Raw genomic sequence first — 11,714 nt, 5'->3', positions numbered from 1 at the left:
TCACGCAGGCTGTAGGTGGCGCTCACCTGCTCCAGCCCGCGCTCGAAACCGTGGTCGAGGCGGGCAATCTCGTACCAGGTGCCGAGATAGCGGTCGAGCTGGAAGCCGGTGACGGGGCGGATGCCGTCGGCGAGGCCGGTGCAGGCCGTCAGCAGCCAGACGGTAAACAAACAAAGCAGTGAACGCATAGGTAATCCCTCTCTCGTTATCCCTCTATGATGCGAAGCTGGCCATCCCGAAAGCGGGAGGCCTGATCTGTCGGCGTGCTGCCGAAGAACCGTTTGTACTCCCGGCTGAATTGGGAGTTGCTCTCGTAACCGACTCTGGCGGCGGCCGCCCCCGCCTTGATGCCGTCGTGCAGCATCATCAGGCGCGCCTTGTGCAGGCGAAACGACTTGATGTACTGCAACGGCGAGGTGGCAGTGACCGCCTTGAAGTGGTGGTGAAAGGCGGAGACGCTCATGTTCACCTCCCGCGCCAGCTCCTCCATGGTGAGGTTGTCGGCGTAGCGCTGCTCTATCATACGCAGCACCCGGGCAATCTGGCCCACATGATTGTGGCGGTTGGCGAGCGCCTGCAACGCCGGGCCGCCCCCTTCGGTGAGGGCGTGAAACAGCATCTCTCGCACCGTCTGCGGCCCCAGTACCTTGGCGTGCAGCGGATTATCCATCAGCTCGATCAGCCGCTCGGCGGCGCAGAACATGGTCTCCGACAGGGGGACCGAGTGCACGCCGCTCTTTTGCGGAGCGAGGGCGGGCAGGGCATCGCCCAGCTCCAGCAACAGCTCCTGCAGGATGACCAGATCGATCTCGATGGTGAAGCCGATCAGGGGCTGCTCGGGGGAGGCGAAACACTCGCACTCGCAGGGCAGCGGCAGGGTCATCAGCAGGTAGTGGTTGGGGTCGTAGCGAAATACCTGATCCGCCAGATAGCCCACCTTGTGCCCCTGCAGGATCACGATCATCCGCGGCTGGTAGAGCACCGGAGTGCGGCCGTGGTACTCGGTGGTGTAGATGAAGTTGACCTGTTTCACCGGTGACGGGGAGATGCCGGGGGTGGTGACGTGGCGGGCCACTCTGGCGGCGAGGTCGCTGTAACGGTTTTGCATGGGGGCTCTTTGATTCGACTGTTCCGGTTTTCGCTGCTTTGTAGAAATAGGCAAGAATCAAGCAGGATTTTGTCTTGATGGTAGGGTTGTTCTGGAGAAAAATGCAATCACGATTTCGCGGCCAGGCCGCCCTGACTATCAGAAGAAGGCAATGTCGATGAACAACTTTACTCTCCATACCCCGACCAAAATCCTGTTCGGCCAGGGGCAGATCGCCCAGCTGCGCGACCAGCTCCCGAGCGATGCCCGTGTCATGATCACCTACGGTGGCGGCAGCGTGGTACGCAGCGGCCTGCTGGAGCAGATCCGCAGCGAACTGGCTGGCTTCACCCTGTTTGAATTTGGCGGCATCGAGCCGAACCCGGCCTACGAAACCCTGATGGGTGCCGTGGAGCTGGCCCGTGCCGAGCGGGTCGACTTCCTGCTGGCCGTTGGCGGTGGTTCAGTGCTCGATGGCACCAAGTTTATCGCCGCTGCCGCGCACTACGATCCGGCCAGGGATCCCTGGCACATTCTCGAGACCGTCGGAAGCGAAGTGCGCTCCGCCATCCCGCTCGGTTCGGTGCTGACCCTGCCGGCGACCGGTTCCGAAATGAACATGGGTGCCGTCATCACCCGTCGCAGCAGTGGCGACAAGGTGCACTTCTTCTCGCCGTTCGTGATGCCGCGCTTTGCCGTGCTCGATCCGGTGCTCACCTACACCCTGCCCGAGCGTCAGGTGGCGAACGGAGTGGTGGATGCTTTCGTCCACATCGTGGAGCAGTACCTCACCTATCCGGTCAACGCCAAGGTGCAGGATCGTTTCGCCGAAGGCTTGCTGCTGACCCTGATCGAAGAGGGCCCCAAGGCGCTGGCCGAGCCGCACAACTACGAGGTGCGCGCCAACATCATGTGGAGTGCCACCATGGCGCTGAACGGCCTGATCGGTGCCGGTGTGCCGCAGGACTGGGCCACCCACATGCTGGGTCACGAGCTGACCGCCCTGCACGGCCTTGACCATGCCCAGACTCTGGCGGCCGTGCTGCCCGCTCTGCTGCAGGCCAAGCGCAAACAGAAGCATGCCAAGCTGCTGCAATACGCAGAGCGGGTGTGGGGTCTGCGCAGCGGCAGCGAAGCGGAGCGCATCGACGATGCCATCGCCGCGACCCGCGACTTCTTCGAGCGGATGGGGGTCAAGACCCGGCTGCGCGACTACGGTCTCAACGATCTGGGTATCGATACCCTGATCGGCAAGCTGGGTGAGCACGGCATGAGCCGTCTGGGTGAGCACGGCGATATCGATCTGGTGCAGAGTCAGCATATTTATGAAGCTGCCTGGTAAAAGCCTCTGATCGGGCGCCAACCGGCGAAACGATTGAATATCGAGGGCCGCCTCCTGCCAGCTGGCGGGAGTGCGGCCCTGTCATTGTTGTGAAATTGTTATTTTTCGGCCTTTGCCGCAGCCGTACAGAGCTCCGGCGCATTTAGTAAGAACAAAAAACGCTAAGATAGAGAGCCGGTGAAACATTTTTTTTGACTGGTTGGATCACTTTTTTCAGCCGTTTTTACTGGTATAAGCCTCTAATTTGGTTTGTTTTTTTTAATCCTCGGCGGGGATGGGCTGAAATCTGTACGCGTGCTGTCGGGCGTGCGGTTGTAATAAAACTCCAAAATTTGATACTAATCACCTTCGCGCCTGAAAAGCGGGGGCCTGACCATGACAGGAGGTTGAGGTAAAGCCTACTGATTTTCATAACAAAGAGCCCAAGACCTGCACTTTGGTCATGTCTTGTTTCGCCAGAAATGAGACACTGGGCAGCGATTGTTTATTAACCATCAGGGAATAGTCATGCAGATTGGAATACCGAGAGAGAGTCTCGTCGGTGAGACCCGGGTCGCAGCGACCCCGGCTACCGTCGAGCAGCTGAAAAAGCTCGGCTTCGAGGTCGCCATCGAGACCGGCGCAGGCCTGTCGGCCAGCTTCGATGATGCCGCCTTCGAGGCTGCCGGTGCCAGCGTGGTGCCGAATGTCTGGCAAGCCGACCTTATCTTCAAGGTCAATGCGCCGACCGATGCCGAGATCGCACAAATTAAAGATGGCGCCACTCTGATTAGCTTCATCTGGCCTGCCCAGAACCCCGAGCTGGTCAAGAAGCTGTCCGAGCGCAACATCAATGTAATGGCGATGGATATGGTGCCGCGGATCTCCCGTGCCCAGTCCCTCGATGCCCTCTCCTCCATGGCCAACATCGGTGGCTATCGTGCCGTTGTTGAAGCTGCGCACCAGTTCGGTCGCTTCTTCACCGGCCAGATCACTGCTGCCGGTAAAGTGCCGCCTGCCAAGGTGCTGGTGATCGGTGCCGGCGTAGCCGGTCTGGCTGCCATCGGTACTGCCGGTTCCCTCGGTGCCATCGTGCGTGCCTTCGATACCCGTCTGGAAGTGGCCGAGCAGATCGAGTCCATGGGTGGCGAGTTCCTCAAGCTCGACTTCGGTGGCGAAGATGGCGCATCCAGCGATGGTTACGCCAAAGTCATGTCCGATGAGTTCATCAAGGCCGAGATGGAGCTGTTTGCCCAGCAGGCCAAAGAGGTGGACATCATCATCACCACCGCCCTGATCCCGGGCAAGCCGGCTCCCAAGCTGATCACCAAAGAGATGGTCGACAGCATGAAGCCGGGCTCCGTCATCGTGGACATGGCCGCTCAGGCCGGCGGCAACTGTGAATACACAGTGCCGGGTGAACTGCATGTCACCGCCAACGGCGTCAAGGTGATCGGTTACACCGATCTGCCGGGTCGCCTGCCTGCCCAATCCTCCCAGCTCTACGGTACCAACCTGGTCAACCTGATGAAGCTGATGTGCAAGGAGAAGGACGGCAACGTCGCCATCGACTTCGAAGATGTGGTGCAGCGCAATATGACGGTGATCCAGGCCGGTGAAGTGACCTTCCCGCCGCCCGCCATCTCCGTCTCTGCTGCCCCGCAGAAACCGGCCGCCGCCAAACCGGCAGCCAAGAAGGAAGAGGCCAAGCCTTCCAACAAGAAGTTCGTGTTCGGTGCCCTCGGCATCGCCGCCTTCGGCTGGATCGCGTCCGTTGCCCCGGCAGCCTTCCTCTCCCACTTCACCGTATTCATCCTGGCCTGTGTGGTCGGTTACTACGTGGTGTGGAACGTCTCTCACGCCCTGCACACGCCGCTGATGTCGGTCACCAATGCCATCTCCGGCATTATCGTGGTCGGCGCCCTGCTGCAGATCGGGCAAGGGTCGACCCTGGTTACCGCGCTGGCGTTTGTCGCCGTGCTGATTGCCAGTATCAACATCTTCGGCGGCTTCACCGTCACTCAGCGCATGCTGAAGATGTTCCGTAAGGATTAAGGGGGTTTAACGTGTCTCAAGGACTGGTAACAGCATCCTATATCGTTGCCGCCGTGCTCTTCATCCTCAGTCTCGCGGGACTGTCGAAGCAAGAGACGGCCAAACATGGCAACCTGTTCGGTATCGCGGGTATGGCCATCGCCCTGATCGCGACCGTGTTCAACCCGGAGACCAGTGGCGTTCACTGGATCATTCTGGCCATGGTGATCGGTGGTGCCATCGGCGTGCGTCTGGCGCTCAAGGTCGAGATGACCGAGATGCCCGAGCTGGTGGCCGTGCTGCACAGCTTCGTGGGTATGGCGGCCGTGCTGGTGGGCTTCAACAGCTTCATCGATCTGCACCCGTCTGCCCCTGCTGAAGTGGTGGTGTCCGTGGGTTCCAATCTGGACGCCACTCTGGCAGCCGCTCGCGCGGCGTTCGAGCAGGCAGCCAGCGTCGCCCAGGTCGAGCACCTGACCGGCGCCATGCTGAACATCCATCTGGTCGAGATCTTCCTCGGCGTCTTCATCGGTGCGGTGACCTTCACCGGTTCCGTGGTGGCGTTCGGCAAGCTGCGTGGTCTCATCTCCTCCAAGCCACTGATGCTGCCGCACCGCCACAAGCTGAACCTGCTGGCCGTGGTCGCTTCTCTGGCCCTGATGGTTTACTTCGTCAACGCCGGTGGCTCTACCTTCGCTCTGCTGGTGATGACCCTGATCGCCTTCGCCTTTGGCTGGCATCTGGTTGCCTCCATCGGCGGTGCCGACATGCCGGTGGTGGTCTCCATGCTGAACTCCTACTCCGGTTGGGCGGCAGCGGCGGCGGGCTTCATGCTCTCCAACGACCTGCTGATCGTGGTGGGTGCGCTGGTAGGTTCCTCCGGTGCGATCCTCTCTTACATCATGTGTAAGGCGATGAACCGCTCCTTCATCTCTGTTATCGCCGGTGGCTTCGGCTCCGATGGCGTGGCCTCCACGGCTGATCAGGAGATGGGCGAATACCGCGAAACCAGCGCCGAGGAAGTGGCTGACCTGCTGAAGAACTCCAGCTCCGTCATCATCACCCCGGGCTACGGCATGGCGGTGGCGCAGGCCCAGTATCCGGTTGCCGAGATCACCCAGAAGCTGCGTGACCGCGGCGTCAAGGTGCGCTTCGGTATCCACCCGGTTGCCGGTCGTCTGCCTGGCCACATGAACGTGCTGCTGGCGGAAGCGAAAGTACCGTATGACATCGTGCTGGAAATGGACGAGATCAACGAGGACTTCGCCGATACCGACACCGTGCTGGTGATTGGTGCCAACGACACCGTCAACCCGGCCGCGATGGAAGATCCGGGCAGCCCGATCGCCGGTATGCCGGTACTGGAAGTGTGGAAAGCGCAGAACGTCATCGGCTTCAAGCGCTCCATGAACACTGGCTATGCCGGTGTCCAGAACCCGCTGTTCTTCAAAGAGAATACCCAGATGCTGTTTGGCGATGCCAAGGCGAGCGTCGAGGCAATCCTGAAAGCACTGTAAGTGCCATTCAGAGAGTGGATATCAAGGAGGCTTTGGCCTCCTTTTTTATTGCTGATCCCTTGTATATCCTCAATCCATACGGACCGTGAGGGATCTCCATGATGTGGTGTCAGGGTTGGCGAAGGATCGGGTTGTACGGCTGGCTGCTGGCCTCCCTGCTTGGTGCCGGTTTGGCGGTTGCGGCGGACAAACCGCCGACCCTGACGCTGCTGACCGAGCTGTGGCCGCCCTACGTGATGCGTGATGATGGTGGTCGACTGGTGGGAGCCGATCTCGATCTGGCTTGCACCGTGCTGCAGCAGCTTGGCTATCGCACCGAAGTCAAAGTGCTGCCCTGGAAGCGGGTATTGCAGCAGGCGATGCTGCGCGAAGGAGATGCGGTGATCGATATCTTCTATGTCGAGGCCCGCAAGAGCTGGCTCCACTATCCCGAGGAGCCGCTCTCCTACAGTGGCGAGGTGCTCTTCTATCCGGTTGATCGTCCACTCCACGTTGCCCAGCTGGCCGACCTCAAGGGGTTGCGGGTCGGCATTCAGGCCGACTATGCCTACAGCAAATCCTTCCTGACCGATACCGGGGTGATCCGGGTGCCGATGACGGGGGAGGGGAATGCCGTCAAGCAGCTCCACCTGATGATGGCGGGCAGGCTGGACGGAGTGGTGCTGAACGAGCTGGTCGGGCGTTACTTACTGCACACCCAGGGGCTGCAAGATCAGGTGAGCCACGGCTCCTATATGTTGACTGACGATAGCCGCAACTTTCTCGGATTTACCCACAAGCCAGGCCACGATCAGCTGGCTATCCGTTTCTCTGCCGCCCTGAAACAGTTCAAGCAGACCCCCGCCTACAAGCAGCTGCTGGCCCGCTATCACCTCTAGGCGGGCCCGCCCTCTGTGCGTTGCCTCACAATTTGTCGCACTTTGTTAAAAGACGGGCATAATGGCGCTGAAAAAAGCGATATTGCGCAACTTAATTTGATTTTATCGATATTAGGATCAAATCCAGTTGATTTGCATGGGGCTGCCATCAGGCTGCTACCTCTCTCGCGACGCCGTTGTGGCGCGCCCCGAATTGATGCTGACCCCGGGTCACCCTTTTTTGCCATGCTGTTGCCTGTAGCGATGACAGGCATTGCGCCACCAAGATGAGATTGCACAGATGAAAGCACAATGGACCGACTTTATTACCCTGCTCAAGCGTGAAGTGGTGCCGGCCCTTGGCTGCACCGAGCCAATGTCGGTCGCCCTGGCTGCGGCCAACTGCCGCAAGCTGCTGGGGCAGGATCCGACCCGTATCAGTGTCTGGGTCAGCGGCAACCTGTTCAAGAACGGCATGGGGGTCGGGGTGCCGGGTACCGGCATGATCGGTCTGCCGGTGGCCGCTGCGGTCGGCATCACCGGTGGTAACCCGGATGCCGGGCTGGAGGTGCTCAAGACTCTCACGTCAGATCAGGTGGAAGCAGCCAAGGCGCTGCTGCCCGCCATCAAGGTGGATGTGAAGGATGTGCCGGACGTGCTCTACGCCGAGGTGCTGGCCGAGGTGGATGGCCACAGCGCCCGGGTGGTGATCTGCACCGACCACACCCGCATCATCCTGATGGAGAAGGATGGCGAGGTGCTGATGCAGCAGGACAACGCTCCCGGCGTGCAGATCCAGGCTGCTCCTTCCAGCAAGCCCGCCATGACCCTGCGCGAGATCGTTGATTTTGCCCTGCAGGTACCGCTGGCCGAGATCGACTTCATCCGGGAGGCGGCCACCATGAATCAGGCGCTGGCGGACGAAGGGTTGCAGGGGTATGGCCTGCGCATCGGTAAGATCCTCACCGAGCAGGTGGAGCGCAAGCTGCTCTCCGATGACCTGATGACCCTGGCGATGCGCCTCTCTTCCGCCGCTTCCGATGCACGGATGGATGGCGCCATGCTGCCCGCCATGTCCAACTCGGGCTCCGGCAATCAGGGCATTGCCGCCACCATGCCGGTAGTCGCCGCCGCCCGCTTCCTCAAGGTGAGCGACGAGCAGCTGACCCGGGCGCTGGTGATGAGCCATCTGGTGGCCATCTACATCAAGACCTATCAGAACAAGCTGTCGGCCCTCTGCGCCGCCAGCACAGCTGCCATGGGCTCCGGCGCGGCCATCACCTGGCTGCTGGGCGGTCAGTTCGAGCAGATTAGCCACTGCATCAACAACATGATTGGCGATGTCTCCGGCATCATCTGTGACGGCGCCGGCAGCGCCTGCTCCATGAAGGTCTCCACCTCCACCTCGGCGGCGGTGAAATCCTCGCTGATGGCCATCAACAATCTGCATGTGCCCCAGAGCGAAGGGATCGTCTCCGACGATGTGGACCAGACTATTGCCAATCTGGGCCGCCTCTCCAAAGAGGGGATGCTGGATACGGATATCGAGATCATCAACATCATGCGAGCGAAACAGCAGAAGCCGTAAGTTTGTACAAACAAAGGGGGCATAGACCCCCTTGTTTATGTCGTGACGGGTCAGGCCGTCCGACACGGTTGCTAGGGCATGCGTCGTGCTTGCTCTTGTTTCCCGGGCATTGCCCGCTTTTTGGGGGGGTCATCTCATGACACTTAGCGTTATAGGTAATCTGGCCATTGCGGCCTTCTTGCTGTTCTTCCTCTATCGGTTGCAGCAAAAACATGTGAGCTTCACCCGCCGGGTGTTTGCCGGTCTGGGGCTGGGTATCCTGTTCGGCGCGGCCCTGCAGCTGCTCTACGGAGCGGGTTCTGCTGTGATTGGCCAGACCATCGACTATCTCGATATCGTCGGTAGCGGCTATGTGAAGCTGCTGCAGATGATCATCATCCCGCTCATCATGGTCTCCATCATCAGCGCCATCCTCAAGCTCAACGGCGGTACCGCCCTTGGCAAGATCAGCGCCATGACCATTGGCGTATTGATCTTCACCACTGCCATCGCTGCAGGGGCTGGCATCCTGATGTCCAACCTGTTTGGTCTGACGGCGGAAGGGCTCACTGCCGGTGCTGCAGAAAGCGCTCGTGGTGCGGCGCTGCAGAGCACCCTCGGCAGCGTCGAGAGCATGTCCTTTGCCAAGATGGTGCAGGAGTTCATTCCGGCCAACCCCTTCCTCGACATGACCGGCGGTCGCAAGACCTCCACCATTGCTGTGGTGATCTTCTCCATCTTCATCGGTCTGTCGGCGACCGGCATCGCCCGCAAGAAGCCGGAGATCTTCGCCAGCTTCAGCCACTTCATCGCCGTGGCCCATGCCATCGTGATGCGGATGGTGACCCTGGTGCTGCGCCTGACGCCGTTCGGCGTGCTGGCCCTGATGACCAAGGTGGTTTCCGGCTCCAACTACGCTGACATCATCAATCTGCTCAGCTTCGTCATGGCCTCTTACGGCGCCATCGCCATCATGTTCGCCGTGCACCTGCTGCTGGTCGGCATGGTCGGCATCAACCCGCTGCGCTTCCTGAAGAAGATCACTCCGGTGCTGGCGTTTGCTTTCACCTCCCGTACCAGCGCGGGCTCCATCCCGATGAACGTGCAGACCCAGACCAAGTCGCTGGGTATTCCGGAAGGGATCGCCAACTTCGCCGCCTCCTTCGGTTCCACCATCGGCCAGAACGGCTGTGCCGGTATCTATCCGGCGATGCTGGCGGTGATGATTGCCCCGACTGTCGGGGTCAACCCGATGGATCCCGGCTTCATCATGACCCTGATCGCCATTATCACCGTCAGCTCCTTCGGGGTGGCCGGGATTGGTGGTGGTGCTACCTTTGCTGCGCTGATCGTGCTCTCCGCGCTGGACTTCCCGGTGGCGCTGGCCGGTCTGCTGATCTCCATCGAGCCGCTGATCGACATGGGCCGCACCGCGCTGAACGTCTCCGGCTCCATCACCGCAGGGACGGTCACCAGCCGCCTGATGGGCGAAACAGACATGCATGTGTTCAACAGCGATCACGAAGTGAGTCTGGACGGCGAAGAGTCCACCATCTGATCCGCTGTGGGAGGGGCAACCTTCCCGCCATCAACCACAGGGAGTGCATGCCCTCCCTGCGTCATTTACAGGAGCAACTATGAGAATCGTGATCATCGGTGGCGAAGCCGCCGGTATGAGTGCGGCCGCCAAAGCGCGCCGACTGGCCAAAGAGGCCGAAATCGTGGTGTATGAAGCCTCCGAGGTGATCTCCTTCGGCGCCTGCGGCCTGCCCTACTTCGTCGGCGACGAGTTTCAGGAGCCCGGCTACATGGCCGAGTTCACCCCGGAGCAGTTCGCCGCCAAGGGGATCGAGGTCAAGATTGGCCACCGGGTGCTGAGTCTGGATGCTGCCGCGCAGACGCTGACTGTCGAGCACAACGGCGACACCTTCACCGACCATTACGATCGGTTGATGATCGCCACCGGTGCCCGCGAAGTGATGCCCCCCATCCCCGGTTTGCAGCAGCAAGGGGTATTCGGTCTGCGCCGGATGGCCGATGGGCTGGCGCTGAAGGCGGCGGTACAAGACAAGAACAATCGCCGCGCCGTGGTGATCGGCTCCGGCTTTATCGGGCTGGAGGTGGTCGAGGCGCTGGTCCATCAGGGCAAAGAGGTGCGTCTCATCGAGCTGGCGGATCGGGTCATCCCCGGTGCGTTTGATGGCGAGATCACCCAGCACATCGAAACCGAACTGCGCGAGCAGGGGGTCTCTCTCCATCTGGGTGAGCGAGTTGAAGCGCTGCTGGGGGATGGCCGGGTGACCGGCGTGCGAACCAGCCAGGGCGAGTTCGAAGCCGATATCGTGGTGGTTTGCACCGGGGTCAAGCCCAACACCGAGTTTCTGGCCAATACCGGCATCGAGCTGCTCGGCAACGGCGCCATCAAGGTGGACCGGCAGGGGCGCAGCTCGCTGGCCAACGTCTGGTCGGCTGGCGACTGTGCCAGCGTCTGGCACAGCGTGAAGCAGCAGCAGGTCTATGTGCCGCTCGCCACCATCGCCAACAAGCTGGGGCGCATGGTGGGCGAGAACCTGGCGGGGGCCGAGCAGACGTTCCCGGGCACCCTCGGCTCTGCCGCGCTCAAGGTGCTGGGGCTGGAGGCGGGCCGTACCGGTCTCTCCGAGCAGGAAGCCAGGGCGATGGGGATCGACTATCGCACCGTGGTGATCAAGGACAAGTGCCACACCAACTACTGCCCGGGTCAGTCCGACATTCACGTCAAGCTGGTCTACGAGGCTGGCAGCAAGCGGCTGCTGGGCGGCCAGATCCTCGGTCGCAAGGGGGCGGTACACCGCATCGATGCGCTGGCGGTCGCCATCACCATGGGGGTGACCACCGAGCAGCTCGGCATGCTGGACTTTGCCTACGCGCCACCCTTCTCCCGCACCTGGGATGCCCTGAACGTGGCGGGTAACGTCGCCAGGTAACGGGCGCTGGTCAGGCGGAAAATGAGAAGAGGCGGCACAGGGTGCCGCCTCTTCTTTTTACTTAAAACTGCCTCAGGGATCGGTAGGGGGCTCTTGCTGCTCCGGCTTGTCAGTTGCCGATTTGCTGCCGACCAGCACGGCGCCGAAGAAGATAAGCGCAACACCAGCCGCCTTGCTCGCCACCAGCGGTTCGGCAAAGGCCGGCATGCTCACCGCCAGTAGATAGACCAGCCCGTAACTGGTGCTGAGTAGCGGGTAGGCGATATTGAGCGGGGTGGAGTGCAGCGCCGCCAGCCAGCAGAGCAGCGACAACCCGTAGCAGAGGATGCCGATGGCGATGGTGAGGAGTGGCAGGGGGTGAGCCA

10 protein-coding genes are annotated in these 11,714 nt (G+C 61.0%); 7 read left to right on the top strand and 3 right to left on the bottom strand.

Annotated features, from left to right (window positions below; translation table 11 throughout):
- Both AACS24_RS09215 and AACS24_RS09210 read right to left on the bottom strand, forming a co-directional pair.
- The coding region (locus tag AACS24_RS09215; RefSeq protein ID WP_258223162.1) for a lipocalin family protein at positions 1–188 on the bottom strand (188 nt) is incomplete at its 3' end.
- A 17-nt stretch (positions 189–205) separates the two neighbouring features.
- Positions 206–1,108, bottom strand: a complete 903-nt coding sequence (locus AACS24_RS09210) for an AraC family transcriptional regulator (protein WP_108573292.1) — start codon at positions 1,106–1,108, stop codon at positions 206–208.
- A 157-nt stretch (positions 1,109–1,265) separates the two neighbouring features.
- Between AACS24_RS09210 and yqhD the strand changes: the two genes are divergently transcribed.
- From yqhD to AACS24_RS09175, 7 genes are all read left to right on the top strand, one after another.
- Positions 1,266–2,429, top strand: a complete 1,164-nt coding sequence (gene yqhD / locus AACS24_RS09205; RefSeq protein ID WP_108573291.1) for an alcohol dehydrogenase — start codon at positions 1,266–1,268, stop codon at positions 2,427–2,429.
- A gap of 507 nt (positions 2,430–2,936) precedes the next feature.
- Positions 2,937–4,463 carry a Re/Si-specific NAD(P)(+) transhydrogenase subunit alpha gene (pntA, locus tag AACS24_RS09200; RefSeq protein WP_108573289.1) on the top strand — a complete coding sequence of 509 codons (1,527 nt, stop codon included), beginning with the start codon at positions 2,937–2,939 and terminating at the stop codon, positions 4,461–4,463.
- An 11-nt stretch (positions 4,464–4,474) separates the two neighbouring features.
- A complete protein-coding gene (pntB, locus tag AACS24_RS09195; RefSeq protein WP_108573287.1) occupies positions 4,475–5,959 on the top strand; it encodes a Re/Si-specific NAD(P)(+) transhydrogenase subunit beta in 1,485 nt (494 codons plus the stop codon).
- 98 nt (positions 5,960–6,057) lie between these two features.
- Positions 6,058–6,837 (top strand): substrate-binding periplasmic protein, encoded by a 780-nt coding sequence (locus AACS24_RS09190; protein WP_108573285.1) that lies wholly within the window; start codon positions 6,058–6,060, stop codon positions 6,835–6,837.
- A gap of 280 nt (positions 6,838–7,117) precedes the next feature.
- Positions 7,118–8,404, top strand: a complete 1,287-nt coding sequence (locus tag AACS24_RS09185) for an L-cysteine desulfidase family protein (protein WP_033114814.1) — start codon at positions 7,118–7,120, stop codon at positions 8,402–8,404.
- A 136-nt stretch (positions 8,405–8,540) separates the two neighbouring features.
- A complete protein-coding gene (locus AACS24_RS09180; RefSeq protein WP_108573283.1) occupies positions 8,541–9,941 on the top strand; it encodes an L-cystine transporter in 1,401 nt (466 codons plus the stop codon).
- 79 nt (positions 9,942–10,020) lie between these two features.
- Positions 10,021–11,349 carry a CoA-disulfide reductase gene (locus AACS24_RS09175; protein WP_108573281.1) on the top strand — a complete coding sequence of 443 codons (1,329 nt, stop codon included), beginning with the start codon at positions 10,021–10,023 and terminating at the stop codon, positions 11,347–11,349.
- Between the two features lie 72 nt (positions 11,350–11,421).
- Here the strand turns inward: AACS24_RS09175 and AACS24_RS09170 are convergent.
- Positions 11,422–11,714, bottom strand: a 293-nt coding sequence (locus AACS24_RS09170) for a 4-amino-4-deoxy-L-arabinose-phospho-UDP flippase (RefSeq protein ID WP_258223160.1), incomplete at its 5' end; no start/stop codon positions are given.

Origin of the sequence: Aeromonas sp. HMWF016 (genome assembly GCF_963878195.1) — a bacterium.
Taxonomy (GTDB): Bacteria; Pseudomonadota; Gammaproteobacteria; order Enterobacterales; family Aeromonadaceae; genus Aeromonas; species Aeromonas lacus.
This window is presented reverse-complemented; position numbering and strand designations above follow the sequence as displayed.